Annotated in this window: 23 protein-coding genes and 2 pseudogenes; 17 read left to right on the top strand and 8 right to left on the bottom strand. The window is 63.7% G+C overall.

The features are described from left to right. Window positions 1-30: 30 nt before the first annotated feature. From EN818_RS22570 to erpA, 4 genes are all read right to left on the bottom strand, one after another. Window positions 31-324, bottom strand: coding sequence for a hypothetical protein (locus EN818_RS22570; RefSeq protein WP_095807172.1), 294 nt, complete (start codon window positions 322-324; stop codon window positions 31-33). Window positions 325-395: 71 nt separating this feature from the next. Further along, window positions 396-1,190, bottom strand: coding sequence for an exodeoxyribonuclease III (gene xth, locus EN818_RS22565; RefSeq protein ID WP_135905079.1), 795 nt, complete (start codon window positions 1,188-1,190; stop codon window positions 396-398). Window positions 1,191-1,197: 7 nt separating this feature from the next. Further along, window positions 1,198-1,590: a VOC family protein gene (locus EN818_RS22560; RefSeq protein ID WP_095807174.1), complete on the bottom strand. Its 393-nt coding sequence runs from the start codon at window positions 1,588-1,590 to the stop codon at window positions 1,198-1,200. Window positions 1,591-1,597: 7 nt separating this feature from the next. After that, entirely contained in the window at window positions 1,598-1,945 is a 348-nt protein-coding gene (gene erpA / locus EN818_RS22555; protein WP_095807175.1) for an iron-sulfur cluster insertion protein ErpA, read from the bottom strand. 70 nt (window positions 1,946-2,015) lie between these two features. On the opposite strand from erpA, the gene EN818_RS22550 reads away from it, so the two are divergent. The 13 genes from EN818_RS22550 (at window position 2,016) to EN818_RS22490 (ending at window position 18,150) form a co-directional block, all read left to right on the top strand. Further along, entirely contained in the window at window positions 2,016-3,245 is a 1,230-nt protein-coding gene (locus EN818_RS22550) for a deoxyguanosinetriphosphate triphosphohydrolase (protein ID WP_095807176.1), read from the top strand. Window positions 3,246-3,306: 61 nt separating this feature from the next. Continuing rightward, entirely contained in the window at window positions 3,307-5,064 is a 1,758-nt protein-coding gene (argS, locus tag EN818_RS22545) for an arginine--tRNA ligase (protein WP_129553899.1), read from the top strand. Window positions 5,065-5,167: 103 nt separating this feature from the next. Further along, entirely contained in the window at window positions 5,168-8,644 is a 3,477-nt protein-coding gene (locus EN818_RS22540) for an SPOR domain-containing protein (RefSeq protein WP_095807178.1), read from the top strand. A gap of 133 nt (window positions 8,645-8,777) precedes the next feature. After that, window positions 8,778-9,797, top strand: coding sequence for a beta-N-acetylhexosaminidase (gene nagZ, locus EN818_RS22535; protein WP_095807179.1), 1,020 nt, complete (start codon window positions 8,778-8,780; stop codon window positions 9,795-9,797). Between the two features lie 62 nt (window positions 9,798-9,859). Beyond that, window positions 9,860-10,660, top strand: a complete 801-nt coding sequence (locus tag EN818_RS22530; RefSeq protein WP_095807180.1) for a ScpA family protein — start codon at window positions 9,860-9,862, stop codon at window positions 10,658-10,660. Beyond that, the gene (scpB, locus tag EN818_RS22525) at window positions 10,657-11,412 is read left to right on the top strand and encodes an SMC-Scp complex subunit ScpB (protein ID WP_095807181.1); all 756 of its coding nucleotides are present in this window, start codon (window positions 10,657-10,659) and stop codon (window positions 11,410-11,412) included. Before EN818_RS22530 ends, scpB begins: the two co-directional genes overlap by 4 nt. 180 nt (window positions 11,413-11,592) lie before the next feature. Then, entirely contained in the window at window positions 11,593-11,814 is a 222-nt protein-coding gene (locus EN818_RS22520; protein ID WP_095807182.1) for a twin-arginine translocase TatA/TatE family subunit, read from the top strand. Between the two features lie 83 nt (window positions 11,815-11,897). After that, the gene (gene tatB, locus EN818_RS22515; RefSeq protein WP_095807183.1) at window positions 11,898-12,623 is read left to right on the top strand and encodes a Sec-independent protein translocase protein TatB; all 726 of its coding nucleotides are present in this window, start codon (window positions 11,898-11,900) and stop codon (window positions 12,621-12,623) included. Then, window positions 12,620-13,483 (top strand): twin-arginine translocase subunit TatC, encoded by an 864-nt coding sequence (gene tatC, locus EN818_RS22510; protein WP_095807184.1) that lies wholly within the window; start codon window positions 12,620-12,622, stop codon window positions 13,481-13,483. The genes tatB and tatC overlap by 4 nt, the downstream gene beginning before the upstream one ends. A 196-nt stretch (window positions 13,484-13,679) precedes the next feature. Continuing rightward, complete coding sequence (gene serS / locus EN818_RS22505) at window positions 13,680-14,984, top strand: serine--tRNA ligase (protein ID WP_095807185.1); 1,305 nt, start codon at window positions 13,680-13,682, stop codon at window positions 14,982-14,984. 4 nt (window positions 14,985-14,988) lie between these two features. Continuing rightward, complete coding sequence (gene surE, locus EN818_RS22500; protein WP_129553900.1) at window positions 14,989-15,747, top strand: 5'/3'-nucleotidase SurE; 759 nt, start codon at window positions 14,989-14,991, stop codon at window positions 15,745-15,747. Continuing rightward, complete coding sequence (locus EN818_RS22495; protein ID WP_095807187.1) at window positions 15,744-16,397, top strand: protein-L-isoaspartate(D-aspartate) O-methyltransferase; 654 nt, start codon at window positions 15,744-15,746, stop codon at window positions 16,395-16,397. Before surE ends, EN818_RS22495 begins: the two co-directional genes overlap by 4 nt. A gap of 226 nt (window positions 16,398-16,623) precedes the next feature. Next, window positions 16,624-18,150 (top strand): peptidoglycan DD-metalloendopeptidase family protein, encoded by a 1,527-nt coding sequence (locus EN818_RS22490; RefSeq protein WP_095807188.1) that lies wholly within the window; start codon window positions 16,624-16,626, stop codon window positions 18,148-18,150. A gap of 127 nt (window positions 18,151-18,277) precedes the next feature. Here the strand turns inward: EN818_RS22490 and EN818_RS22485 are convergent. Together EN818_RS22485 and EN818_RS22480 are read right to left on the bottom strand one after the other, a co-directional pair. Next, window positions 18,278-19,102: pseudogene (locus tag EN818_RS22485) on the bottom strand (isocitrate lyase/phosphoenolpyruvate mutase family protein). A gap of 115 nt (window positions 19,103-19,217) precedes the next feature. Continuing rightward, window positions 19,218-20,090 carry an ATP-binding protein gene (locus EN818_RS22480; protein ID WP_095807189.1) on the bottom strand — a complete coding sequence of 291 codons (873 nt, stop codon included), beginning with the start codon at window positions 20,088-20,090 and terminating at the stop codon, window positions 19,218-19,220. A gap of 242 nt (window positions 20,091-20,332) precedes the next feature. On the opposite strand from EN818_RS22480, the gene yajC reads away from it, so the two are divergent. The 4 genes from yajC (at window position 20,333) to EN818_RS22460 (ending at window position 24,632) form a co-directional block, all read left to right on the top strand. Further along, entirely contained in the window at window positions 20,333-20,671 is a 339-nt protein-coding gene (gene yajC / locus EN818_RS22475; protein WP_095807190.1) for a preprotein translocase subunit YajC, read from the top strand. Between the two features lie 55 nt (window positions 20,672-20,726). Further along, window positions 20,727-23,276 (top strand): protein translocase subunit SecDF, encoded by a 2,550-nt coding sequence (secDF, locus tag EN818_RS22470; protein WP_095807191.1) that lies wholly within the window; start codon window positions 20,727-20,729, stop codon window positions 23,274-23,276. 117 nt (window positions 23,277-23,393) lie between these two features. Further along, window positions 23,394-23,783 carry an Mth938-like domain-containing protein gene (locus EN818_RS22465; RefSeq protein ID WP_095807192.1) on the top strand — a complete coding sequence of 130 codons (390 nt, stop codon included), beginning with the start codon at window positions 23,394-23,396 and terminating at the stop codon, window positions 23,781-23,783. Further along, window positions 23,784-24,632, top strand: a complete 849-nt coding sequence (locus tag EN818_RS22460; RefSeq protein ID WP_165350025.1) for a phytoene/squalene synthase family protein — start codon at window positions 23,784-23,786, stop codon at window positions 24,630-24,632. It abuts the gene before it with no gap. A gap of 9 nt (window positions 24,633-24,641) precedes the next feature. Here EN818_RS22460 and EN818_RS33765 read toward each other — a convergent pair. Next, window positions 24,642-24,846 (bottom strand): annotated as a pseudogene (locus EN818_RS33765) (type II toxin-antitoxin system RelE/ParE family toxin); the annotation flags it as partial. Window positions 24,847-24,877: 31 nt separating this feature from the next. Then, window positions 24,878-26,287 (bottom strand): methylenetetrahydrofolate--tRNA-(uracil(54)-C(5))-methyltransferase (FADH(2)-oxidizing) TrmFO, encoded by a 1,410-nt coding sequence (gene trmFO / locus EN818_RS22455; RefSeq protein ID WP_095807193.1) that lies wholly within the window; start codon window positions 26,285-26,287, stop codon window positions 24,878-24,880. Between the last annotated feature and the right edge of the window lie 219 nt (window positions 26,288-26,506).

Below are 26,506 nucleotides of genomic sequence, written 5' to 3'. Positions count from 1 at the left end.
CGGACCACACGCCTGCCTGGCCTCAGCAAATCAGTTTTCGGTGGGCGCTGTCGGCACGATGTTTGGCGTCGAGATCGAGGTCGGGTGCAGTTTCGGCGGCTGTTTCTCGCCCGGACACTCGTCCTCGACCTTTGTCCAGGACGTATTGTTGAGAACCATGTCGCAACGGGCGAGGTGGCTTTCGCCGGCAATCGTCAGGCAAGCCGTCTCGCCGACCTTGAACGACTTGCCGTTGGCAAGACATGCCTGCGCGGCGAGGACCGGCGTCGGCGCGGCAAACGCCAACACAAGGCCGACCGGGCAAAGAACAAATCGCATCGCCATGAAACCCCGCAACAACGCGCATTGAACGCGCGATTTGTGGCGAGATCAGGGATGTGGCGTGAGCAGTACCGTCAGGCGGGATGAAGGCTGAGATCGATCGCCACCGGCACGTGATCGGACGGCTTTTCCCAGGCCCGCACGTGCTTTTCGACCGACGCCGAGGAAAAGCGGCTGGCGGCTTCGGGCGACAGCAGCAGATGATCGATGCGGATGCCGTTGTTCTTCTGCCAGGCGCCGGCCTGATAGTCCCAGAATGTATAAACCTCGGGAGAGTCGGTGACGGCGCGGACCGCTTCCGTGAAGCCAAGATTCTTCAGCCGCCGGAAGGCCTGCCTGGACTGCGGCTGGAACAGCGCGTCGTTCCGCCAGTTCTCTGGGAACCGGGCGTCGGCGGGCTCGGGGATGACATTGTAGTCGCCGGCCAGCACCAGAGCTTCCTCGAGCCTGAGCCGTTCCTCCGCCCAGCGCTCGAGTCTCGCCATCCATGCGAGCTTGTAGGGAAACTTCCTTTCGTCGTCGACAGGATTGCCGTTCGGCAGATAGAGCGACGCAACGCGCAGAGCACCCTTGTCGGTTGAGAAGACACCTTCGATGAAGCGCGCGTGGTCGTCGGCATCGTCGCCCGGCAGGCCGCGATTGACCTCGTCGAAGGGAAGCTTCGACAGAAGGGCAACGCCGTTGAAGCTCTTCTGGCCGTTGGTCTCCACATTGTAGCCCAGCGCCTCGATCTCGGCGCGCGGGAACTGCTCGTCGACGGTCTTGATCTCCTGCAGGCAGACGATATCCGGAGCGCTTTCGGTCAGCCAGTGGGTGAGGTTGCCGATGCGGGCGCGAACACCGTTGATGTTCCAGGTGACGATCTTCATGCGGGCCTCAATGCTGTTCCGGGGGAAGGCGTTCGACGAGGCCGATCGTATTGCCGGCTGGGTCCTTTAGAAAGGCCATCCATTCGCTTTCCCCTGCTCGACCGAACTGGCCCTCGGTGTCGCGGTGGACCAGCGCCGGCGGCGCGGTGAAGGGAATGCCGGCGGCCTTGGCCTCGGCGTGGAAGGCTTCCAGCCCGGCGATGTCGAGATAGACCGTGCCGGCCGGCACGCCGTCGGCAAAGAACAGGCGCACGTCACCTGCCATGATAAAGGCGATGCCCGGCGGATCGTAGCGCGCATGCACGCCCAGGCCGAGCACGCCCTGCCAGAAGGCGAGCGTGGTGTCGAGATCGCGCCCGGCCGACAGCGCGACCTGGCGGACCGCGCCGATCGTGGGCATCGCGGCCCTAGATGGAAAAGCTGGTGCCGCAGCCGCAGGAGGCAACGGCGTTCGGGTTTCTGATCTGGAAGGATTGACCCATCAGGTCGTCGACGAAGTCGATCACCGAGCCGCCCATATAGACCAGCGAGAGGTCGTCGATCAGGACCGTCGCGCCATCCTTCTCGATGGCGACGTCGTCATCGTTCGCAGCTTCGACGAGATCGAACTTGTAGGAGAAGCCGGAGCAGCCGCCGCCTTCGACGGAAACGCGCAAAGCCGTCTTGCCGGGCTCGGCGGCGAGGATCTTGGCGATCCGCTGCGCGGCAGCGTCGGTCATCTCGACTTTCATTGCAGTCTTGGCATCCGCGCCCATCGGCGTCACCTTGCTTTGCGTCTCAGATCATAGGTATGAAGCAGGCGGGGCCAAGTCAACTGGTGGGCAAATGGACGAGCGGCAGGGCAAGGGTGCTCTCGGCGATATCGGGTTCGGCTATCGGCCGCGCGCCGCCTATGCCTGCGATCCGGCCCATTCGCGCGGCCGGCTGTTCGATGAGCCCGAAAGCCCGACGCGCACGCCGTTCCAGCGCGACCGCGACCGGATCATCCATTCCACCGCCTTTCGCCGGCTGAAGCACAAGACGCAGGTGTTCGTCGCGCATGAGGGCGATCACTACCGCACGCGGTTGACGCATTCGATCGAGGTGGCGCAGATCGCCCGCGCCTTGGTGCGGGCGCTGCGCGGCGACGAGGACCTCGCCGAGGCAGTCGCGTTGGTCCACGATTTCGGCCACACGCCCTTTGGCCATACCGGAGAGGATGCGCTGAACGACAAGATGACCGCTTGGGGCGGTTTCGACCACAACGCGCAGTCTTTGCGCGTGGTGACGCGGCTCGAGCGGCGCTATGCCGAGTTCGACGGGCTGAACCTCACCTGGGAAACGCTGGAAGGGCTGGTCAAGCACAATGGGCCGCTGACCGATGCGCGCGGGAAGGGGCTCAAGGGTTTGGTGCCGCAAGCGATCCGCGATTATTCCGAACTGCACGACCTCGAACTCGATCGCTTCGCCGGCATCGAGGCGCAGTGCGCGGCGATCGCCGACGACATCGCCTACAACAGCCACGACATCGATGACGGTTTGCGCTCCGGTTTTCTCACTCTAAACATGCTGGAAGAGGTCGGCTTGCCGGGCTCGATCCTGGAGGGGGTGCGCGCGCGCTACCCGCGGCTCGACGACGTGCGCACTTGCCATGAGCTGATGCGCCGGCAGATCACCATGATGGTCGAGGATGTCATTGCTTCCACCGCCGCCAATATTGATCGATTCAAGCCGGACAACGCCGACGCCGTGAGAGCGGCAAATGAGACCATGGTGACATTTTCCGCCGAAATGGCGGCGGCCGAGAAGGAATTGAAGGCGTTTCTCTACAAGCACCTCTATCGTCATCCCGAAGTGATGCGCGTGCGCGTCGATGCCGATCGGATCGTCCGCGACCTATTCGACGTCTATTTCGCCGATCCGCGCGCCATGCCGGAGGGTTGGCGGGAAGGCCTCGACCGGGCGGAAGACCGGATCAAAGCCCGCAGTGTCGCCGATTTCCTGGCCAGCATGACCGACACCTACGCGCTCAAGGAGCACAGGCGCCTGTTTGACCATACGCCGGATTTAAGCTAGGGCGGGCGCGATTTGCCGGCCAAGCAGCCGGTCCTCCTGATAGCCGCAAGAAGCCCTGCTCATGAACATCTTCGCCGATTTCAACGCGCGAGTCACAAAAGCTGTCGAAGCCCTTGATCTGAAAGATAAGGATGGCGCAACGCTGGACCTGTCGCGCATTGCCGTCGAGCCGCCCCGCGACGCCAGCCATGGCGACCTCGCCACCAATGCGGCGATGGTGCTGGCCAAGCCCACCGGCCAGAACCCGCGCGTGCTGGCGGAAAGGCTGGCGGCTGCGCTGCGTGGCAACGCTGATATCGCCTCGGCCGAAATCGCCGGGCCGGGCTTCGTCAATCTGCGGCTCAAGGACGGGTTCTGGCAGGCGCATCTGGCAGCGCTGCTCGGCGAGGGCCGCGACTATGGCCGCTCCAGGATCGGCGGCGGCCGCAAGGCCAATGTCGAATATGTCTCGGCCAACCCGACCGGGCCCATGCATGTCGGACATTGCCGGGGCGCCGTGGTTGGCGACACGCTCGCCAACCTGATGGCCTTTGCCGGCTACGACGTGACCAAGGAATATGTCATCAACGATGCCGGCTCGCAGATCGATGTGCTCGGGCGCTCGGCGATGCTGCGCTATCGCCAGGCGCTCGGCGAAGAAATCGGCGAGATTCCGCCCGGCCTCTATCCGGGCGACTATCTGATCCCGGTCGGCCAGGCGCTGGCCAGCGAGTTCGGCCGCGGTCTGCTGGAGATGCCGGAAGAGGAAGCGCTGGCGATCGTCAAGGACCGCACTGTCGACGCGATGATGGCGATGATCCGCGAGGATCTGGCGCTGCTCAACGTGCACCACGACGTGTTCTTCTCCGAGCGCACGCTGCACGGCGACAATGCCAAGAAGATCCGTGCGGCGATCGCCGACCTGACGCTGAAGGGCCATATCTACAAGGGCAAGCTGCCGCCGCCAAAGGGCGAGAAGCCGGACGACTGGGAAGACCGCGAGCAGACGCTGTTCCGCTCGACCGCCGTGGGCGACGACATGGACCGGGCGCTGGTGAAGTCGGACGGCTCGTTCACCTATTTCGCCGCCGACGTCGCCTATCTCAAGGACAAGGTCGAGCGCGGCTTCGCCGACCTGATCTATGTGCTCGGCGCCGACCATGGCGGCTACGTCAAGCGGCTGGAAGCTTTGGCGCGCGCCGTTGCGGGCGATGAGGTCAAACTGACGGTTCTGCTCTGCCAGTTGGTGAAGCTGTTCCGTGACGGCGAGCCGGTGCGGATGTCGAAGCGGTCAGGCGATTTCGTCACGCTGCGCGACGTGGTGGAGGAGGTCGGCCGCGATCCCATCCGCTTCATGATGCTCTATCGCAAGAACGACGCGCCGCTCGATTTCGACTTCGCCAAGGTCACGGAGCAGTCCAAGGACAATCCGGTATTCTACGTGCAATACGCTTCGGCGCGCTGCCATTCGGTGTTCCGGCAGGCAAGCGAGCAGCTTGACGAAGCCAACTTCGACCGCAACCGCCTGGTGGGCTCGGTTTCTGCGCTGACGGACGAGGGTGAGATCGGTCTGATCCGGAAGTTGGCTGAATATCCACGGCTAATCGAATCCGCGGCCCTTGCGCTGGAGCCGCACAGGCTGGCATTCTACCTCCACGATCTGGCTTCAAGCTTCCACGCACACTGGAACCGGGGCACGGACAACCCTGACTTACGTTTTGTTAAGGTTAACGACCGACAATTGACTTATGCCAGACTAGGGCTGGTGCAGGCTGTTTCGGATGTTTTGACGTCCGGCCTGGCGCTGATAGGAGCTGATGCGCCTACCGAAATGCGTTAGGTTTGACTAAAAAACCTGTCACCTTTTGCCCACATTGCGCTGGTAAGGGCCAACCCTGCGCGACGTCCGTGGCGTCCGACTGTGTGCGAGTTCGGGAACAATAATGGCAGACAGAACCCAGCTGAGAGTAGCCGACAACAACGACATTTCCGACGATGATCCGTTCGCGGAACTGACCCGGATTATGGGTTTCGATCCGCGTCAGCCGGCCCGGCCGCAGACGCCGGCGGTCGACAAGGCTGCACCGGGAAACCAAGCCGCGGAAGAGCCCGACTTCGGGATTGATCTCGAAAAGGAGTTGATGGGCGATCTCGGCGCCGAAGAGGAGCACGCGACTGTCGCATTTGAGCCTGTCTCGAGCGCGTCGGCTCATGAAACCGCTGTTGCCGCCACGGACGAAGAGCTTGCCGCAGCCCTCGAGCAGGATTTCATTTTCGATGATGCGGCGGATCACGCCCATTTCGCCACGGGCCGCGCTCCTGAGCTGGAAGCCGACATCGCCTTCGACGATGATTTCGATCAGGCGGTCGCCAACTCGCTGGAGGTGTCGCCGGTCGAGGACGACCTTTCCATAGATCAAGACATCGCCGCTTCACTGGACGAGGGCTTCCATGCCGACCACGAAGCCGGCGCTGATCGTGGCATCGTTGAAGCCGCTGCGGCATCAGCGGCCGAAGCCGCGTTCGACGCTGATTTCGACAATGCTGTGCGGGTGTCGCTCGAGGACGAGCTGGCGTTTGACGATCGCATGCCCGAGCGGGACGCCGTGGCCACTGAAGCCGAGCTGGTCGAGGCCGAGCCCATTGCCGATCAGCCGGCTTCTGAAGACGATTTTGCAGGCCATCTCGAGGATGCGATGGCCGACGTCGAGATGGAGTTCGACCACTCGCCGGATCAGCTTCCGGAACAGCAACTGGCGGTTGACGAGGAGCAGCCGCAAACCAACGAGGTGCCTGCCGAAGTCGTACATTTCGCCGCCGCTCCGGAACCCGGCTTCGATGCCGAGCCCGCGTTCGATGCCGAACCCGCCGTTGATCCCGAACCCGTCGCCGCCCAGGAGGCTGCTGCCGATCAGGACGCCGGCGTCGACCACGAGACCGCGGCCCTGGTTGCCGAAGACGATTTCGAACTCAGCTTCCGTGATGGGCTTGCCGAGGAGCCGGAAGCTCCGGCTGTCGAGCCTGCCGCCGCAGCCCAGACGCCGTTTGCGGAAGCTCCTGCTCCAACTGCAGCAGCTTCGGTTGCGGCTGTTGAGCCTGAGATGCCGGCCGCTGAGCCTGAGATGCCGGCCGCGGCCAGCGGCGAGCGCAGCCTGGAAGACGAACTCAACGCGCTGCTGGGTGCCATGACCGCGCGGCCGATGCCCAAGGAAGCAGCCCCGACGCCACAGCCGGTTGCGCAGCCGACAAGCCACATCGTCCAGGACGTTGCACCCGCCGCCTGGGCTATCGATGGGCAGGAGCCGGCGCAGGACGAGCCGGTTGTCGAGCCGGCAGGCGACGCTGATCTCCACGCATTGCTCGCGGGCGACCTCGATCAAGACGATGCGCCAAGCGCCACCACTTCGAACCAAGCCGAACCGAGCATCGATTTCGACGACGAGGCGTTCGACGCGGCGTTTTCCAAGGGTCTCGAGCTCGATGCGCCGCGCAACGAACCTGCGCGGTCCTGGAGCCGCGTGACCCCGGTCGCGGCGCCCGAGCCCTCTTATGCCGCGCAGCCGACGATCCAGCCGGTGTTTTCGGTGCCGCATATGTCGGCTCCCTCCTATCACGAGGAATCTCTCGAGGATTATTCCGCTGCGGCTTCCGAACCTGTCTATCATGGCCATTCCACGCCAGCGCCGGAACCTGTCGAGGATTATGCTGCGCCGGCTGCGGCGACACAGTCTCGCCAGGACGACGAGGTTCCCGATGTCGAGACCATCGACGTGCCGGAGCGTGTGGTGGCGCTCGCCGACGATCTCGACATTCCCGAGCTCAATTTCGAGGAAGACCAGCCGTCGGCTCCGGCCTACGACGATCTCGACGCCGAGTTCGCCAGCCTGCTCACCGAGATGAACTCAACCGAGATCGCTGCGGCGCCCGTGCAGAGCCGCGCCTATGACGACGACTCCTACGGTTCGGGTTTCAAGACGGGCTACGATCGTCGCGAGTTGCGGGCCGAGACGCAGGCCGCCCCGGCAGCCGCTTCCCACGCCGCGGTGATGCGCGATTTCGATGCCGACGATTTGCCTGGCAGCCGCCCGGTTTCGCAGGCGGATGAGTTCGCCACGGATGAACTGGACTACGATCCGGAGCTCGACGAGGCGATCACCGTACCCGGCCTCGGCGAGAGCCAGGCTGCCAAGCCACGAGGTCGCGGCTTCATGATGGCCGCGCTTGTTGGTGCGGTGGTGATCGCCGGCGGGCTTGGCGCTCTTGCCTTCTCGTTTGGCGGCAAAGGTGGTGCCGAAGCGCCGGTGCTCGTCAAGGCCGACAATTCACCGATCAAGGTCAAACCGCAGAATCCGGGTGGCGCGGTGGTGCCGAACCAGGACAACAAGGTATATGACGCGGTGGTCAAGGGTGGCACCGCCAAGACCGCCGAGCCGGTCCAGGAAAAACTGGTCACCAACACCGAGGAACCGGTCGACGTGGCGTCGAAGGAGCCGCCGCAAAGCCGTGTCGTCGACCTTTCCCCCGACGAGAACGATGCTGCTCCTGGCAGCGGCGCCGCCGCCAACCCAGAAGCGGCAGCACCGGGGGCGGCCGCAGTGCCTGGCGCGGATGAAGCAGCGCCGGGTCCGGACGCGGTGGTGCCGGGCAAAGCTCAGGCGGCTGCGCCCGAAGGCGCCCAGCCCGCCGCTCCGGCGCCGAAGTCCGAAGACCGCATCGCCCAAGTGCTGCAGCAGGATGCCGAGTCCGAGGCCAAGGCCGATGTCGTCGCCGTGGCGCCGCGAAAAGTGAAGACCATGATGGTGAAGCCTGATGGTTCGCTGGTGCCGCGCGAGGATCCGGCTCCCGCCGCGCCGAAGGTTGCCGCGGCAGAGCCGACCGATCCGGCGCCGCAGCATGTCGCGCCGGCAGGGCAGGCCGACCCCCAGCCGACGGCGACCGTGAGCGCCAACCAATCTACCGATCAGACCGATGCCGATCAGGGCGATACGGCCCAGCCCACTGCGGCAGTGAAGCCGGTTGCTGCGCCGAAGACCGAGGCCAAGGTCCAGTCGGCCAAGACGCCCGCGAAGGTGCCCGTGGCGCCGCCGCGCCCGTCCGACCAGCCGGTCGACATCGTCGGCGAGGTCAAGCCGGACCAGGTCGCTTCCATCGACGCGGCCACTGCTTCGGCCGGCGCAGGTTCGTGGTCGATGCAGATCGCCTCCCAGCCGACGGTTGAAAGTGCGCAGTCGACTTATCAGGACCTGCAGCGCCGCTACGGCAGCGTGCTTGCCGGGCGTTCCGCCAACATCGTCAAGGCCGAGATCGCCGGCAAGGGCACCTTCTACCGTGTCCGCGTTCCTGCGAAGTCGCGCAACGACGCGATCAACCTTTGCACCAGCTACAAGGCGGCGGGCGGCAACTGCTTCGTGTCGCACTGATCAATCCAGCCTCTGACAGCCGGCGTTGCCGCGAGGCCACGCCGGCTTCTTCTTTGTGGATGGGTTTGCACGCGCGGGCGTTGGCAGGCAGGGGTGATTCCCTTTGCGCCCTCAAAGCCCTAAGCTCAGGTCCATGACCGAATCAAAATCCATGATCCTCGGCTGCGCCGGGAAATCGCTCACCCCTGAGGAAATCCGCTTTTATCAAAGCGAACATCCCTGGGGCTTCATCCTGTTTGCGCGCAACATCGGCGAACCCGAGCAGATCCGCGATCTGGTCGCGTCCATGCGCGATTGCGTCCGGCGTCCGGACGCTCCGGTCTTCATCGACCAGGAAGGCGGCCGGGTGCAGCGCCTGCGGCCGCCGCTGGCGCCGAACTATCCCGCCGGCGGAGCGCTTGGGGCGCTCTGGCGTGAGGATCGTGAAGCGGGCCGCCGCGCTGCATGGCTGCTGGCTCGCCTTCACGCCTTCGATCTTCTGCGGTTCGGCATCAGCGCCGATTGCCTGCCGGTGCTCGACGTGCCGGTGGAAGGCGCCAGCGATGTGATCGGCGCGCGCGCCTATGGCAAGGAGCCCAATGCCGTGATCGAACTGGGCCGGGCTTCCGCGGAGGGCTTGATGTCGGGCGGCGTGCTGCCGGTGATGAAGCACATTCCCGGTCATGGCCGCGCCTCTGCCGACACCCATTTCGCGCTGCCGACCGTCGATGCCCCGCTGGAAGAGCTGCGAGCGCACGATTTCGCCCCGTTCAAGGCGCTCAACGACCTGCCCATGGCGATGACGGCGCATGTCGTCTACAGCGCCGTCGACCCCGAAAATCCGGCGACGACCTCGGCCAAGGTCGTCAACGAGGTGATCCGCGGCGAGATCGGCTTCGATGGGCTGTTGATGAGCGACGACACTTCGATGAAGGCACTTTCTGGGGATTTCCCGACAAAGGCGGCCGCAATCCTTGCGGCGGGCTGCGATCTCGTCCTTCACTGCAATGGGGTTTTCGAGGAAATGTCGGGCATCGCGTCGCGCAGCAGGCCGCTCGAAGGCAAGTCTTTGCAGCGGGCAGAGCGGGCGCTGACCTATATAAGAGGCCGCGACGGGGCCGACGAAACAGCGATACGCGCGGAATTTGCCACCTATTTCGAAGCGGTGGCCTGAACCGAAAGGCAGAAAGGCAAGTGGCGGAGACATTGGACAGCAAGGCCGCGAAGGCCGCACCGATGGACCGTCTGTGGGCCGAGAATGACGATTCACGCCTTACCGGCGATCCATCGCTGGTGGTGGACGTCGCCGGCTTTGAAGGACCGCTCGATCTTCTCCTGCATCTGGCGCGCAACCAGAAGGTCGACCTTGCGCGAATTTCCATCCTGGCTCTCGCCGAGCAGTATCTGGCCTTTATCGAGAAGGTGAGGGCGCTGAGACTGGAATTGGCGGCCGACTACCTGGTGATGGCGGCCTGGCTTGCCTTCCTCAAGTCGAAGCTTCTGATCCCGAAGCAGCCCGGCGAAGAGGGCGAGAGCGGTGAGGAACTGGCGGCGGTGCTGCAGTTCCGGCTGAAGCGGCTGGAAGCCATGCGCGATGCCGCCGCGAGGCTGGTCAACCGCAACCGGCTCGGACGCGACGTCTTCGCGCGCGGCATGCCTGAAATGGTGATCGTCGAAAAGCGCAACGCCTATTCGGCCTCGCTCTACGATCTGTTGACCGCCTACGCACAACAGCGCCAGAGGCAGGCGATCAACAATGTGACGATCGCCAGGCGCGCCGTCTGGTCGCTGAAGGATGCGCGCCAGGTGCTGGCAAGGCTGGTCGGCACGTTGAGCGACTGGACCGCGTTGGACAGCTTCCTCATCGAATATCTGGCGAGCCGGGAAGAAACCCGCACGGCGGTCGCAAGTTCCTTCGCGGCGACGCTCGAAATGGTGCGCGAGGGCAAACTGGAAGTGCGGCAGGATCAGGTTTTCGCGCCAATTTACCTGCGCGGCCGCGCGCAAGGGGTCAGGGCAGTCGAGGTGGTCTCATGAGCGAACGCGCCAATGCTTCGGTCATCCCGTTCAAGGTCGAAGACGAACCCGAGGACGAGATGGTCGAACAAGGTTCCATCGAGAACCCTGCCGAACGGCTGCAACTGGCGGAGGCCGTCCGCATGGCCGAGGCGATCGTCTTCGCCAGCGCGGAGCCTGTAAGCGAGAAACAGCTCACGGCGCGCCTTCCGGAGGGGGTCAATATCGCGGCGGCAATGGCCGACCTGCAGGAGATCTATTCCAAGCGCGGGGTCAATCTGGTTCGCGTCGGCGATGCCTGGGCGTTCCGGACCGCGGGCGATCTCGCCTTCCTGATGAGCCGGGACACGGTGCAGCAGCGAAAGCTTTCGCGCGCGGCACTCGAGGTGCTGGCGATCATCGCCTATCACCAGCCGGTGACGCGTGCCGAGATCGAGGACATCAGGGGCGTCGAGACCTCGAAGGGGACGCTGGACACGCTGCTGGAGACGGAATGGGTCCGGATGCGCGGACGCCGCCGCACGCCCGGCCGCCCGGTGACCTACGGCACGACCGACGCTTTCCTCGACCATTTCGCGCTTGAGGAAATCCGCGATCTGCCCGGCATGGAAGAACTGAAGGGCGCCGGCCTGCTGTCGACGCGCATGCCGTCCAATTTCTCGATACCGCTGCCGCCGGCCGATCCCGAGGCGCTCGCAGAAGACGAAGATGCGCTGACCGATATCGACCTCGAGGAACTGGGGCTGCTGACCCCGCGCGTCACGGAAGACTGACGCAAAAAAGCCGCTGTTCGGTCGTTAACGGCAGGTGTGCGCGGATTCGTAGCAAGCTGCTCACGCCGAAAATGCGTGACATCCGCCAGCCATTTTATCAACTTCACTGCAGTTGTGTTTGAATCCCTAAGCGAAAACGCATAGATCATCGCCAGGGAAAACATTCGAGAGAGATGTGCAATGGGTTCACTATCGATATGGCACTGGCTGATCGTGCTGGTCATCGTGCTGCTGCTGTTCGGCCGCGGCAAGCTGCCGGAGCTGATGGGCGACATGGCCAAGGGCATCAAGAGCTTCAAGAAGGGCATGGCCGACGACGACACCGCCGAGGACAAGCGTACCGTCGAGCATCGCGCCGACGAGACCGTTTCGCCGGGCAAGGAAAAGGTCAGCAAAAGCTGAGCTCGGTTGTTGCTTTGTGCATGTCGTTGTCCCAAAACCGCTTCGAACTTTTGGGCGACATGCACTAGTCGGAATAAATAGCCATGTTTGAAGTCGGCTGGACCGAAATGCTGGTGATCGCGGTCGTCATGATCGTGGTCGTCGGGCCTAAGGATTTGCCCAACATGCTGCGCACCTTCGGCCGCACGACGTCGAAGTTGCGCGCCATGGCCGCCGATTTCCAGAAGCAGTTCAACGAGGCTTTGAAAGAAGCCGAACTCGACGACGTCAAGAAGTCGGTGGACACGTTGAGAGGCCTCAACCCGGCGACTGAGATCCGCAAGCAGCTCAATCCGTTCGAGCAGGCCGCGGCGGATGTTCGCGCCGGCGTCGACACGATGATGAAGCCCAAGCCCGCCGCGGATCCGGCACAGGAGGCCGCGGCGACGCCGGAAGCTGCGGAGCCGCTCAAGAACGGCGCGACCGAAATGCCCGGTATCAACGGAGCTGAGGTGACGCCGGCCACGCCAACCTTCCCGGTCATGACAGACGCTTCGGTGACCGCGCCGGTTTCGGAAATCGCCAAGCCCGCGGAGCCGGCCAAAAAGGCGGCGACATCCAAGGCGAAGACAGCTCCCGGCGTGGCGAAAGCGACAACGGCCAAGGCGCCGGTCGCGGCCGCCTCTGCAAAGGCCTCGCCGGCGGCAAAGGCTGCAACGCCAGCCAAGAAGGCAGCGCCCAAAGCAGAGCCCAAAGCGGTGGCCACGGTCAGGAAGCCAGCCGTGAAAAAGCCCTCTGATGCCAAGAAGACGGCGGGAGCCGCCAAGTGAGCGTTTCGGATCAGGAAAGAGATGAGATCGAGAAGTCCTCGGCGCCGCTGATCGAGCATCTCATCGAGCTGCGCCGCCGGCTGATCTGGTCACTCGGCGGCTTTTTCATCGCCTTTCTCGCGTGCTTCTTCTTCGCCAAGCGGCTCTTCAACCTACTGGTCATACCCTTCAAATGGGCGACACAATGGGCCGGGCTCGATCCGCATAAGGTCGAGCTGATCTACACCGCGCCGCAGGAGTTCTTCTTCACCCAGGTGAAGCTCGCCATGTTCGGCGGCATGGTCATCGCGTTCCCGCTGATCGCCACCCAAATCTACAAATTCATCGCGCCAGGCCTCTACAAGAATGAGCGCAGCGCCTTCCTGCCGTTCCTGATCGCATCGCCCATCTTGTTCCTGATGGGCGCCTCGCTGGTCTATTTCTTCTTCACCCCGATGGTGATGTGGTTCTTCCTCGCCATGCAGCAGGTCGGCACCAACGACCAGGTGCAGATTTCGCTGCTGCCGAAAGTGTCGGAATATCTCAGCCTGATCATGACGCTGATCTTCTCCTTCGGCCTGGTGTTCCAGCTGCCGGTAGTGACCAGCCTGCTGACGCGTGTCGGCCTGCTGTCGTCGAGGGGACTGGCGGAAAAGCGCAAATGGGCGATCGTCATCGCCTTCGTCGTCGCCGCGGTGCTGACCCCGCCCGATCCCATGAGCCAGATCGGCCTCGCGATTCCGACCATCCTGCTCTACGAGGTCGCCATCTTCTCCTCGCGCCTAATCGAGCGCAACCAGGAGCGCGACCGCTTGGCGCGTGAGCGGAAAGAGAGCGCAAGCACGGTCGCCGACAAGGCGCCGGACGCGTCCTCGAGCTGATCGCCACATCGGGAAAGCCGGAAAAACGCCGCAGCCGCGGCCGCCTGTCTTGCATCAATCAAGGATGCGGTTTACGCCCTCTGGCCTGAAATGCGTCGCCTCATGCGATGCGTTTCAGCTTTTGTTTTGAGCATGTCGCTGTCCCAAAATCGCAATGCATTTTTGGGCGGCATGCTTAGCCGAGGACCGACAAACCATGCTTGATATCAAATGGATTCGCGACAACCCGAAGGCTCTGGTCGAAGCGCTCGTGAAGCGCTCGTGGTCGGCCGGTGAGGCGCAGTCCACCGTCGACGAGCTGATCGCCAGGGACGAAGCGCGGCGTGCGCATCTGAGCGAATTGCAGGTCAAGCAGGAGCGTCGCAACGCCGCCTCGAAAGAGATCGGCAACGCGATGCGATCGGGCGATGCGGCGCTTGCAGAAAAGTTGAAGGCCGAAGTCAGCGAGATCAAGGCATTCATCCAGAATGGCGAGGCACGCGAGCGCGAGCTCGACAAGGCGCTGAACGACGGGCTAGCGGTGCTGCCCAACGTACCGCTCGACGACGTTCCCGTCGGCAAGGACGAGCACGACAATGTCGTCAAGCGCATCGTCGGCGAGGTGCCGCCGCGCCCGAACTGGGTGAAGGAGCATTTCGAGATCGGCGAAGCTCTCGGCATGATGGATTTCGAGCGGGCGGCGAAGCTATCCGGCTCGCGCTTCACGGTGCTGAAGAGTCAGCTCGCCCGCATGGAGCGCGCGCTCGGCCAGTTCATGCTCGACCTGCACACCGCCGAGCATGGGTATGAGGAAATCCAGCCGCCGCTGATGGTACGCGACGAGGTGCTTTTCGGCACCAACCAGCTGCCGAAGTTCGAACTGGACCTCTTCTTTACCCCGCATGGGGACGGGCGCCTGGGACTTATTCCGACGGCCGAAGTGCCGCTCACCAACCTCGTGCGCGAGGAGATCACGGCGCACGAAAGGCTGCCGCTGCGCTACACCGCGCTGACGCCATGCTTCCGCTCGGAGGCGGGCTCGGCGGGGCGCGACACGCGCGGCATGCTGCGTCAGCACCAGTTCTATAAGGTCGAGCTGGTCTCGATCACCGACCAGGAGAGCTCGCTTGCCGAGCACGAGCGCATGACCCAATGCGCCGAAGAGGTGCTAAAGCGGCTCCGCCTGCCGTTCCGCACGGTGACGCTCTGCACCGGCGACATGGGGTTCGGCGCACGCAAGACCTACGACATCGAGGTCTGGCTGCCGGGTCAGAACGCCTATCGCGAGATCTCGTCCTGCTCGGTGTGCGGCGACTTCCAGGCCCGGCGCATGGATGCCCGCTACAAGGACAAGGACGGCAAGGGCAACCGCTTCGTGCATACGCTCAACGGCTCGGGCACTGCGGTCGGCCGCGCGCTTATCGCGGTCATCGAAAACTACCAAAACGAGGACGGCAGCGTAACCATTCCTGAAGCGCTTCGGCCTTACATGGGTGGTCTCGCGAAGATCGAATCCAAATGAGCTCATGCGCATCCTGCTGACCAATGATGACGGCATCCATGCCGAAGGGCTGGCGTCGCTGGAGCGCATCGCCCGGACGCTGTCGGATGACGTCTGGGTGGTGGCACCGGAGCAGGACCAGTCCGGCTACGCCCATTCACTGTCGATCTCGGAGCCGCTCAGGCTGAGGAAGATCGGCGAAAAGCACTATGCCGTGCGCGGCACGCCGACCGACTGCGTCATCATGGGCGCGAAGAAGATACTGCCCGGGCCGCCGGATCTCATCCTGTCGGGCGTCAATTCCGGCGCCAACATCGCCGACGACGTCACTTATTCGGGCACCGTCGCGGGCGCCATGGAAGGCGCGCTGCTCGGCGTGCGCTCCATCGCCGTCAGCCAGGCTTATTCCTACGTCGGCGAGGACCGCGTTGTCCCCTACGAGACGACCGAAGCGCTGGCGCCGGCACTGCTGAAGAAGCTGATTGCGACGCCGTTGCCGGAAGGGGTGCTGCTCAACGTCAATTTTCCGAACTGCGCGCCCGACGAGATCGAAGGGACGGTCGTCACCTCGCAAGGCAAGCTGGTGCACAGCCTGTGGGTCGAAGAGCGGCGCGACGGGCGTGGCTTGCCTTATTACTGGCTGCGCTTCGGCCGCGAGCCGGTCGAAGGCAAGAAAGGCACCGACCTTCACGCGATGCGCAATCGGCTGGTGTCGGTGACGCCGCTGCAGCTTGACCTCACCGCCCATGAACTCCGCGACCAGCTGACCAAGGCGCTCTCATGAACATGGCCCTCGACGACCGCGAAGGATTTGCTGCTTTCCTGCTTCGCCTGCGCGGCCGGGGCACTGCGCCGAAGCCGCTGGTCGCCGCTTTCGAGGCGACGCCGCGGCGCGGCTTCCTGTCTGCGCAGTTCCATTCGATCGCCTGGTCGGAAGGCATGCTGCCGATCGACTGCGGCGAGGCGATCGAGGGCGCGGACCTGCAGGCGGCGGTGCTCGCGGCGCTGGCCATCGAGCCGGGAAACCGCGTGCTCGAGATCGGCACCGGATCGGGCTACACCGCTGCCGTGATGTCGCGGCTGGCCGCCCGCGTCGTCACCATCGACCGCTACAAGACCCTGACCGAACAGGCAAAGCAGCGCTTCGAGGCGCTGGGCATCAGCAACGCCATCGCGCGCCAGGCAGATGGCTCCAACGGCCTGGCCAATGAAGGGCCGTTCGACCGCATCCTCGCCTGGGCTGCTTTCGACAGCCTGCCGCGCTTTCTGCTCGACCAGTTGTCGAGCGGCGGCATCGTCATCGCGCCGATCGGCCCGGAAGAGGGCGAGCAGGTGCTGGCCAAGCTGACCAAGGTCGGCAGCCGTTTCGAACGCGAGGACATCGGCATGGTCAGGCTGCAGCCGATATTGCGAAGCGTCGCCGCGGTGATTTAGCCGGGTTGGATTCATGGGAGGCCAGCCGGCAACTGGCGGCTTCCACGCTTCCGATGCTCACGTCACGCTCCGCTCTCGTCTCCGGCTGACCTGAATCTCGGCCCACCGCCTCCGATCGAAAATGTTTTAAGAAAATTTTTGACGGATTCTAATGGGTTAACCGGCCAGTAACATTAACGCGCTTTAATCATGACCAGTTTGTACCGGGTCTGTGCGGGTTAGTGCGATGCAATTCAATGTTTTGAAGGCAAACGGACGGAATCTGGCGCGTGGCTGCGCCGTCCTCGTGATCGCCGGCGCCGCCGCCGGCTGCAGTTCCCAGGCCATGCGCTTCAACGGCGTCGACGACGTTTTCACCTCATCGACCAACAATCAGCGCGCCATCATCGACAAGCAAAATGTCGATCAGCCCTATCCGGGCGACACGGTCGCGCCGGCCCCCGTCGACGGCAGCCACACACAGTCGGTGAGTCGCTCGAGCCTCGAGCCGGTTACGGCACAGCAGTTGCCGCCACCCTCGGCGCCGGCCGCAGCGCCCGCCAAGCCGATGCGCACCGCCTCGGCGCCGACGCTCGCTCCTGCCGCGCCGCGTGTCGACAAGACGACCACCGGCACCGTCGCGCCGAAGCCGTTCAAGACCGCCGCCCCCGACGCCGTACGCAACGCAAGTGCGGCTTCGCACGCGACCGAGATTGTCGTCAGGGAAGGCGAGACCATTTCCGGTTTGGCGCGGCAATATCATGTACCGGCCGATGCGATCGTCAAGGTGAATGGCCTGGACGCCAAAAAGGGGCTGAGAATCGGTCAGAAGATCGTCATCCCCGCCTATGCCTATTCGAGAAAAGGTGAGCCCAGGGTTGCCGACGCCGCCAAGCCCGCCAACACGCCGAAGCCTGCCGGCGCGCCGGAGAAGGTCGCTGTGCTGCCGCAGCAGCCGAAGCTCAAGGATGGCAAGTCGGCTGCGCAGGTCGATGCATCCGCTGCGGCCAGCGGCTCGAAGAATGCCAAGCCCGCGCCACAGCTGGCCGACGCCAAGCCGGCCGGAGCCGGCGGCACCTATACCGTCCAGCAGGGCGACTCGCTGTCTTCGATCGCCCGCAAGACCGGTGTCGACGTCGCGGCGCTGAAGCAGGCCAACGGCATGGAGAACGGCCTGCTGAAGATCGGCCAGACCCTGAAAGTTCCTGCCGGAGGCACCGTCGCGATGGCCGCCGCCAAGCCGGCCGCGACGACCGGCGCGAAGCCGGCTGTCGATCCGGTGACGACGGCGACCACGCCGCCGCCGGCAAAGACCACGCCGTCTGAAACGCTCGCCTCCTACACACCGCCGAAAAAGGACAAGGTCATCCAGCAGGCCGAGGACGACGATGCCGTGGCGCCGGACGCGACCGGCATCGGCAAGATGCGCTGGCCGGTTCGGGGCCGCGTCATCTCCGGCTTCGGCGCCGGCAAAGACGGCGTCGACATCGCAGTGCCAGAGGGAACGCCGATCAAGGCGGCTGAGAACGGGGTGGTCATCTATGCCGGCGACGGTCTGAAGGAATTCGGCAACACCGTCCTGGTGCGCCACGAGAACGGCCTGGTCACCGTCTATGGTCATGCCAGCTCGATCGAGGTGCAGCGCGGCCAAAAGGTCAAGCGCGGCCAGGAGATCGCGGTTTCGGGCATGAGCGGCACGACGGACTCGCCGAAGCTGCACTTCGAGGTGCGCAAGAATTCGGCCCCGGTCGACCCATCGACCTATCTCGAATAGAACAAGAATAATTTGCGGGCCGCCTGACCTCCAGTCCGGCCCGCCGGCTTGCCCGTTCCGTCAGGGGCGGGCTTTTTCAATAGTTTTGCGCTGGACGAACCGTCCTTGCCGGATCAACGCTGGCCTTTCAGGCTTTCCTCGATCCGGTAAAGAAACCTTCCAGTTCGGCGAAGCCCATGGCTTCCTGCGAGAACCGGAAACTTCCCTCCGATCTCATCTCACGGGCGGCGCGGACGAAACTGCCAAAGCCAGACGTGCCAGCGCCGAGCCGACGCTGATCCGCTTGACGCCGGCATCGGCCAGTTCGCCCAGATCAAAGGTGGCGCCCGGCATGCCCATCACGATATTGACCGGTTTCGTCACGGCGCCGCAGACAGTGCGGATCACGCCGAGGTCATGCAGGCCGGGCGCATAGAGAACGTCGGCTCCAGCCTTCTCGAAAGCCTGCAATCGTCGAATGGTATCGTCCAGGTCGGGACGTCCCCACAAGAAGTTCTCGCAGCGTGCCGTCAACACGAAATCATCCGACAGCGTGCGGCATGCCTGTGCTGCCGCCTCGATCCGCTCGACCGCAAGGGTGAAGTCGTAGATCGGATCCTCGCGTCTTCCAGTATGATCTTCCAGGGAACATCCGGCCAGGCCGATGCCTGCCGCCGCCCGGATCGTTTCGGCAGCGCTCTCGGGACTGTCGCCGAAGCCTTTTTCGAGATCAGCGGAAACAGGGAGCGGCGTCGCAGCCACAATGGCCCGGCAGTGGTCCATCGTATCTTCTCTGGAAACCTGCCCTTCGGCGACGCCGAGGCAAAAAGGCCATGCCGGCGCTTGTGGTGGCCAGGGCGGTAAAACCCATGGCTGCCAGGATCCGCGCCGTGCCGGCATCCCAGGGGTTCGGGATGATGAACGCGCCTGGCTCGTGATGGAGCCTGCGAAACGCTGCGCCTTTGCTTTTCAATCGCGTTTCCCCCAACTCCTGAGTCCTGGGAAAATGGCACAATGGATGGAACAGATAAAGAACATTCAGCGCTCGACCCGGCAGGGCGGCTGCATGTTTCGATTTCTATCGGCAGCTAGTCCTTGAGCGCCTTGCCGAGTCGTCCCGCCAGGTCCTGCGTGAACTGCCAGGCGACACGGCCTGAGCGGCTGCCGCGCGTCGTCGCCCACTCGAGCGCCTCGGCGCGCAACGTTTCGGGGTGGACGGTCAGGCCGTGATAGCGGACATAGCCGTCGATCATGTCCAGATATTCGTCCTGCGAGCATTTGTGGAAGCCCAGCCACAGGCCAAAGCGGTCGGAGAGCGAAACCTTTTCCTCCACCGCTTCCGACGGGTTGATGGCGGTCGAGCGCTCATTGTCGATCATGTCGCGCGGCAACAGGTGCCGCCGGTTCGACGTGGCGTAGAAGATGACATTGGCCGGCCGCCCCTCGACGCCACCTTCGAGCGCCGCCTTCAGCGATTTGTAGGAGGTGTCGTCATGATCAAAGGAGAGGTCGTCGCAAAACAGGATGAAACGATAGGGCGCGGCCTTCAGCAGGCTCATCAGCTTCGGCAGCGTATCGATGTCCTCGCGATGGATCTCGATCAGCTTGAGCGCGCGGTCGAGCTTGTCGGAGGCATTGACTGCCGCGTGCACGGCCTTGACCAGCGACGACTTGCCCATGCCGCGCGCACCCCACAGCAGCACGTTGTTTGCCGCATAGCCGGAGGCGAAGCGTTGGGTGTTGTCGAGCAGGATGTCGCGGACCCGGTCGACGCCGCGGATCAGGCCAATGTCGACCCGATTGACCTTGCGGACCGGCTCCAGGTAGCCGGGATCGGCCTGCCAGACGAAGCAGTCGGCCGCGCCGAGGTCGGTCTGCGGCACAGGCGGAGCGGCAAGACGGGAGACTGCCTCGATCAAGCGTTCCAGCTTCTTGTTCAGGGCGTCCAGGCTGTCGGTCATCTGAGGTCTTTTTGTTCTCGCTTCTCGGGACGTGGGAGCAGCTTCCGTTGGGGCGCCGCAAGAACCAGCTTTCGGCAGCCTCCAAGGCGCTTCCCGCTGCGACGCTCTAGCACGCGGCAAACGGCTGGAAAAGCAACGGATTCGCCGGATCCCGCAGTTGCATTGGCAACTTTACCGACTATATTCCGGCCAAATTTCGCGGGGCCGCCCCGGCGGTTTGTCACCTTCCAGGAGTTTTCTTGATGTTCGTCACACCGGCATACGCCCAGGGCGTTGGCACCTCGCCAGACATGTTCGTCAGCATTTTGCCGTTTGTCCTGATTTTCGTGATCATGTATTTTCTGATCATCCGGCCGCAGCGCACGCAGCTGAAGAAGCGCCAGGAGATGCTGGCTGCGGTGCGCCGCGGCGATACGGTGGTGACCGGCGGCGGCTTCGTCGGCAAGGTGACCAAGGTGATCGACGACAATGAGCTGGAGATCGACCTTGGCGGTGGAACCAAGGTGACGGCGCTGCGCTCGACGCTCACGGACGTGCGCGTCAAGGGCGAGCCGGTGGCGAACCAGAACGCGAAGAAGTAATCCAGATCTCGCTGGCGCAACGCTGCCGCTTGTACGCCTGAACGGATAAGAACGAATGCTTTATTTCTCGCGCCTGAAGATGATCCTGATCTGGCTCGCCGTGGCCATAACAGTGATCCTCGCCGCGCCCAACCTGTTCCCGGCAAGCACGCTGGCGCAGCTGCCGAGCTGGGTGCCGAAGCGGCAGATGACGCTCGGCCTCGACCTTCAGGGCGGTTCGCACATCCTGCTCCAGATGGATCAGAACGACTTGATCAAAGATCAGCTGGAGACGACGCGCGACGAGATCAGGACCCTGCTGCGCGAAGCCAAGATCCAATATACCGGGCTTTCCGGCACCGGGCGCACCGTGCAGGTGCGCATCAACGACCAGAGCCAGCTCGATGCGGCCAAAGCTGCGCTGAAACCGATTACAAATCCGGTAAATGCCAGCCTATTCACCGGCGGTTCCGTTCAATCGATGGCACTGGATGATTCAGAGCCGGGGCTGTTGAGATTTACCGTTACGGATGCCGGTCTCAAGTACCGGACCTCGACGGCTTTGTCGCAGGCAATCGAAGTTGTCGAACGGCGCGTCAATGCGCTGGGTACTACCGAGCCGATCGTGCAGCGGCAGGGCGACGACCGCATCCTTGTCCAGGTGCCCGGTCTCCAGAACCCTCAGCGGCTTAAAGACATTATCGGCCAGACCGCCAAGCTGACGTTCCAAATGGTCGATACCTCGGTGCCGGTCCAGGATGCCATGAAAGGCCGGCCGCCGGCGGGCGATTCCATCCTGTATTCCCAGGACGATCCTCCAGTTCCCTATTTGGTGGAGAACCGCGTCATCGTGTCGGGCGAAGACCTGTCGCAGGCGACGCCGACTTATAATTCGCAAACAAACGAGCCGGTGGTTTCGTTCACATTCAATTCGCGGGGCGCCACCCGGTTCGGTCAAGCGACCCAGCAGAATGTCGGTAAACCTTTCGCCATCGTCCTCGACAATCAGGTCATTTCGGCGCCCGTCATCCGTGAGCCTATTCTCGGCGGCACGGGGCAGATTTCCGGCAACTTCACAGCAGAGAGCGCCAACGATCTCGCCGTGCTGCTGCGCGCCGGCGCCTTGCCGGCAAAGCTCACCATCATTGAAGAGCGCACGGTGGGTCCGGGCCTCGGCCAGGACTCCATCCACGCCGGCAAGATCGCGGGCGTGATCGGGTCGATCCTGGTCGTCGCCTTCATGTTCGTCGCTTACGGCTTCCTCGGTTTCCTCGCCAATGTGGCCTTGGCGGTGCACGTCGCGATGATCGTGGCGCTGCTGTCGCTGCTGGGAGCGACGCTCACCTTGCCCGGCATCGCCGGCATCGTGCTCACCATCGGCATGGCGGTCGACTCCAACGTTCTGATCTATGAACGCATCCGCGAGGAGCGGCGAAACGGCCGCTCAGTCATCCAATCGATCGACACCGGCTTCTCCAAGGCGCTGGCAACCATCGTCGATTCCAACGTCACCTCGCTGATCGCGACGGTGGTGCTGTTCTGGCTGGGCACCGGTCCGGTCAAGGGCTTCGCCATCACCTACGCGATTGGCATCCTGACCACTGTGTTCACCGCCTTCACCTTCACGCGCATGCTGGTGTCCATTTGGCTGCGTCGGGCTCGTCCGAAGGAATTGCCGCGCGCGCCGGTCACTTTCATTCCGCCGGGCACCAGGATTCCCTTCATGGGTATCCGACGCTGGACATTCGCTTTGTCCAGCCTGTTGTCGGTCCTGTCGGTCGTCGGGTTCCTGACCATCGACATCAACTACGGCATCGACTTCAGGGGCGGTTCGATAATCGAAGTGCAGTCCAAGCAGGGCGACGCCGATCTCGGCGATATCCGCAGCAGGCTGTCGGAACTCAACATCGGCGAAATCCAGGTACAGCAGTTCGGCGCGCCGAACGACGTGCTGATCCGGGTCGGCACGCAGGACGCCGGCGAGAACGCCGAGCAGACCGTCATCGACAAGGTGAGGGGCGAGCTCCAGGACCAGTACGACTTCCGCCGTGTCGAGGTGGTGGGGCCGACGGTTTCCGGAGAGCTCGCCAAACAGGGCACGATCGCCATGCTGATCGCGCTGGTCGGCATCCTGCTCTATGTCTGGTTCCGCTTCGAATGGCAGTTCGCGGTGGGCGCCATCATTGCGACGATCCACGACGTGGTGATGACGATCGGCTTCTTCGTCATAACAGGGCTGGAATTCAACCAGTCTTCATTGGCGGCGATCCTCACCATCATCGGCTATTCGCTGAACGACACCATCGTCGTCTATGACCGCGTCCGCGAGGACCTGCGCAAATACAAGAAGATGCCGCTGCCGCAGCTGTTGAACAACGCCATCAACGAGACGCTGTCGAGAACGACGCTGACGTCGGTGACCACGATCCTGGCGCTGCTGGCGCTCGTGCTGTTCGGCGGCGAGGTGATCCGATCCTTCACGCTGGCGATGCTGTTCGGCGTGGTGTTCGGCACCTATTCGTCGATCTTCATCGCCGCGCCGCTGCTGATCCTGTTCAAGTTGCGGCCGCAGGCCGCGAGCGCCGAAGGGGATAAGCCGGTGAACGGCAAGGCCGTGGCGACCTGACGCCGCAAGAGCCGGATGATTGCAGGTCTAGTCCTGACGCCGGCTCCAAATCAAAGAGATAGAGCATGATGTCGTCCGAAAACCGCACCACACTTTTCGGCATCATGCTCTAGACCCATGGTCAAAGGCATCATCATTCGCGAGGCGCATTTCCCGGGCAAGGCGCCGATCGAGGCTTATGGCAATGGCGGCTTCCGCTTTGCCGACATGTCGCATCGCGGCTCGCTTCTGTGCCTACCGTCCGGCATCCATGGCTGGGAGCCGGCCGATCCGCTGGCGCTGAAGGCGTCGGACTTCGACAAGCTTTTCGCCCAGGCCGACAGGATAGAGATCCTGCTGGTCGGCACCGGCAAGGATCTTCGGCCCTTGCCTGCCGCGTTGCGCGCAGCACTCAAGCAGGCGGGCATCTCGGCCGACCCGATGTCGACGGGAGCGGCCGTGCGGACCTACAACGTGCTGCTGGCCGAGGACCGTGCCGTGGCTGCAGCATTGATCGCCGTCGATTGAATGGCGGGCTCATCCAACCTCGTCATGGAGGCGGTACGTGCCGCTGACCATGACCGCTATCTTTCGGCTCTCTACGCGCCAGCCGACAAACGCGACGCGCTGCTCGCGCTCTATGCCTTCAACGCTGAGATCGCCGGCGTGCGCGACCGCATCCACGAGCCGTTGCCGGGCGAAGTCAGGCTGCAGTGGTGGCGCGACGTCATCGCGAGCGAAGATGGGGCTGATACCGGTCACCCGACCGCCGATGCGCTGAAGGCGACGATCACCGCCAACCGGCTGCCCAAGGCCGCCTTCGAGAACATGCTAGATGCGCGCATCTTCGATCTTTACGACGATCCGATGCCGTCGCGGACCGACCTCGAAGGTTACTGCGGGGAAACGGCCGCCGCACTCATCCAACTGGTGGCGATGGCGCTCGATCCGATAGCCGCGCCTGGCTTTGCCGAATTCGCGGGCAGGGCAGGCTGCGCACAGGCCATCACCGGCTTGCTGCTGTTGTTGCCGCTGCATCGTCGGCGTGGACAGTGCTACGTCCCGGCCGACATACTGGCGGCCGCCGGCTCTTCGCCGGAAGAGTTCGTCAAGGGGGAGGGCGGGGCCGCGGAGCAGCGAGCAGCGGCCGCGATGATCGCGCTGGCGCGGGACCACCTCAGCGCCTTTGAGAAGGGCGCGCCAGCGCTTCCCGTGTCACTGCGCCCCGCCTTCCTTCCGCTGGCGCTCACACGCGGCTATCTCGACAAGATGGAAAAGACCGGCCGGTCGCCACTCGACGGCGCTGTGGTGCTCTCGACCTTGCGGCGGCACTGGCTGCTCTTGCGTCACGCAATGCGAGGTTGGGCAGGTCTTTGACCCATCCCATCAGGACGGTTCGCCATTGCCACGCACCAGCGCTTCATAATCGCGGCCGCCATGGAGGACATTAACGATGCGTACGACGTCGCTATCGACGATTAGGCAATGACGGCGGAATGCTCGAACGGAACTGTCCTTAGTCCCGGCATGATATCGTCACGCGGCGTCCGCCGCGAGGCGCGTTGCTGATGCTCTGGCAGCGGTCCTCAATATGCAGGACTGTCCAACCGCAATCGAAAGGCCTATTCCGCCGCTTGCGCCCGCGGAGGCAGCCCCAGCCACTCACGGCAATCGGACAGAGCGCGCGCCGTGATCGCGCGGCGTTTGGTAACCGTCTTGTCCTTGCCGCGCAGGCGCTTGCCCTCGATCCTGGGTGCTTCCACCGGAGGGAACAGGCCGAAATTAATGTTCATCGGCTGGAAGGAACGCTTGCCCGGCTCGTCATCCGACACGAGGTGGCCGCCGATGATGTGGTTGAGCAGCGCGCCGAAAGCCGTTGTGAGGGGCGGCAGCGACAGTGCTTGGCCGAGCCGCTCGGCGGCGGCGAAACGGCCGGCGAGCAAGCCGATTGCCGCACTCTCGACATAGCCTTCGCAGCCGGTGATCTGACCGGCGAAGCGCAGGCCAGGACGCGATTTCAGTTGCAGCGACGGATCGAGCAGCGTCGGCGAGTTGATGTAGGTGTTGCGGTGCAAGCCGCCGAGACGCGCGAACTCGGCATTCTCGAGCCCCGGAATGGTGCGGAAGATGCGCACCTGCTCGGCATGCTTCAGTTTGGTCTGGAAGCCGACCATGTTGTAGAGCGTGCCCAGCGCATTGTCCTGGCGAAGCTGCACGACCGCATAGGCCTTGACCGAGGGATTGTGGACATTGGTCAGGCCCATCGGTTTCATCGGTCCATAGCGAAGCGTCTCGACGCCGCGCTCGGCCATCACTTCAATCGGCAGGCAGCCGTCGAAATAGGGTGTGCCTTCCCAATGCTTGAACTCGGTCTTTTGCCCCTCCAGCAGAGCCGCCACGAAGGCGAGATACTGCTCCTTGTCCATCGGGCAGTTGATGTAGTCCTTGCCGGTGCCGCCGGGGCCGACCTTGTCGTAGCGCGACTGGAACCAGCAGGTCGTCATGTCGATCGTATCGAAATGCACGATCGGCGCGATGGCGTCGAAGAAGGCGAGCGCGTCGGCGCCGGTGGCTTCGGCGATCGACTGCGCCAACGAAGGCGCCGTCAACGGACCGGTGGCGACGATCGCCTGGTCCCAGTCCTTGGGCGGCAGGCCGGGCACTTCCTCGCGCTGGATGGTGATCAGCGGATGCGCCTTGATTTTGGCAGTGACCGCATCGGAAAAGCCGTCCCGGTCTACGGCAAGCGCGCCACCCGCAGGCACCTGGTGCGCATCGCCGGCACTCATGATCAGCGAGCCGGCGAGCCTCATCTCGGCATGCAGCAGTCCGACGGCGTTGGCCTCGGCATCGTCGGAGCGGAAGGAGTTGGAACAGACGAGTTCGGCCAGCCCATCGGTCTTGTGCGCGTCGGTGCCGCGCACCGGCCGCATTTCATGCAGCACGACGGGGACTCCGGCCTCGGCGATCTGCCATGCCGCTTCGGAGCCGGCGAGGCCGCCGCCGATGACGTGGACGGGATTTTTCTCCATGAGCGCCGCAATAGTCGCTTAGCGCAGCGATTGCAATTGCCGGCCGCGAGAAGTGGATCTGGGAAAACGCGCCAAAAAACACAACACCCGCCGGGGGAGGAGGTCCGGCGGGTGTCGTTTTGTTGGTCGATCCTCGGGAGGAGGTGAAGATCGGCCTATTCGTCATTGCCGGGGAGGAGGTCGGCTTTGACGAAATTCCTTTTTGCCTGGAAGACGAAC

It is taken from the genome of Mesorhizobium sp. M3A.F.Ca.ET.175.01.1.1 (assembly GCF_004791945.1).
Taxonomy (GTDB): Bacteria; Pseudomonadota; Alphaproteobacteria; order Rhizobiales; family Rhizobiaceae; genus Mesorhizobium.
The sequence above is the reverse complement of the archived record's forward strand: the minus strand, read 5'-3'. Positions and strand labels throughout refer to the sequence as shown.

Bases quoted from the DNA above. Each gene is read 5' to 3' on its own strand.
- EN818_RS22465 (WP_095807192.1), top strand. From the start codon at position 23,394: ATGGTCAAAGGCATCATCATTCGCGAGGCGCATTTCCCGGGCAAGGCG.
- EN818_RS22480 (WP_095807189.1), bottom strand. From the start codon at position 20,090: ATGACCGACAGCCTGGACGCCCTGAACAAGAAGCTGGAACGCTTGATC.
- EN818_RS22550 (WP_095807176.1), top strand. From the start codon at position 2,016: ATGGACGAGCGGCAGGGCAAGGGTGCTCTCGGCGATATCGGGTTCGGC.
- xth (WP_135905079.1), bottom strand. From the start codon at position 1,190: ATGAAGATCGTCACCTGGAACATCAACGGTGTTCGCGCCCGCATCGGC.
- serS (WP_095807185.1), top strand. From the start codon at position 13,680: ATGCTTGATATCAAATGGATTCGCGACAACCCGAAGGCTCTGGTCGAA.
- EN818_RS22495 (WP_095807187.1), top strand. From the start codon at position 15,744: ATGAACATGGCCCTCGACGACCGCGAAGGATTTGCTGCTTTCCTGCTT.
- secDF (WP_095807191.1), top strand. From the start codon at position 20,727: ATGCTTTATTTCTCGCGCCTGAAGATGATCCTGATCTGGCTCGCCGTG.
- EN818_RS22460 (WP_165350025.1), top strand. From the start codon at position 23,784: ATGGCGGGCTCATCCAACCTCGTCATGGAGGCGGTACGTGCCGCTGAC.
- EN818_RS22520 (WP_095807182.1), top strand. From the start codon at position 11,593: ATGGGTTCACTATCGATATGGCACTGGCTGATCGTGCTGGTCATCGTG.
- scpB (WP_095807181.1), top strand. From the start codon at position 10,657: ATGAGCGAACGCGCCAATGCTTCGGTCATCCCGTTCAAGGTCGAAGAC.
- EN818_RS22560 (WP_095807174.1), bottom strand. From the start codon at position 1,590: ATGCCCACGATCGGCGCGGTCCGCCAGGTCGCGCTGTCGGCCGGGCGC.
- trmFO (WP_095807193.1), bottom strand. From the start codon at position 26,287: ATGGAGAAAAATCCCGTCCACGTCATCGGCGGCGGCCTCGCCGGCTCC.
- surE (WP_129553900.1), top strand. From the start codon at position 14,989: ATGCGCATCCTGCTGACCAATGATGACGGCATCCATGCCGAAGGGCTG.
- erpA (WP_095807175.1), bottom strand. From the start codon at position 1,945: ATGGGCGCGGATGCCAAGACTGCAATGAAAGTCGAGATGACCGACGCT.
- EN818_RS22490 (WP_095807188.1), top strand. From the start codon at position 16,624: ATGCAATTCAATGTTTTGAAGGCAAACGGACGGAATCTGGCGCGTGGC.
- argS (WP_129553899.1), top strand. From the start codon at position 3,307: ATGAACATCTTCGCCGATTTCAACGCGCGAGTCACAAAAGCTGTCGAA.
- EN818_RS22530 (WP_095807180.1), top strand. From the start codon at position 9,860: ATGGACCGTCTGTGGGCCGAGAATGACGATTCACGCCTTACCGGCGAT.
- nagZ (WP_095807179.1), top strand. From the start codon at position 8,778: ATGACCGAATCAAAATCCATGATCCTCGGCTGCGCCGGGAAATCGCTC.
- EN818_RS22540 (WP_095807178.1), top strand. From the start codon at position 5,168: ATGGCAGACAGAACCCAGCTGAGAGTAGCCGACAACAACGACATTTCC.
- EN818_RS22570 (WP_095807172.1), bottom strand. From the start codon at position 324: ATGGCGATGCGATTTGTTCTTTGCCCGGTCGGCCTTGTGTTGGCGTTT.
- yajC (WP_095807190.1), top strand. From the start codon at position 20,333: ATGTTCGTCACACCGGCATACGCCCAGGGCGTTGGCACCTCGCCAGAC.
- tatB (WP_095807183.1), top strand. From the start codon at position 11,898: ATGTTTGAAGTCGGCTGGACCGAAATGCTGGTGATCGCGGTCGTCATG.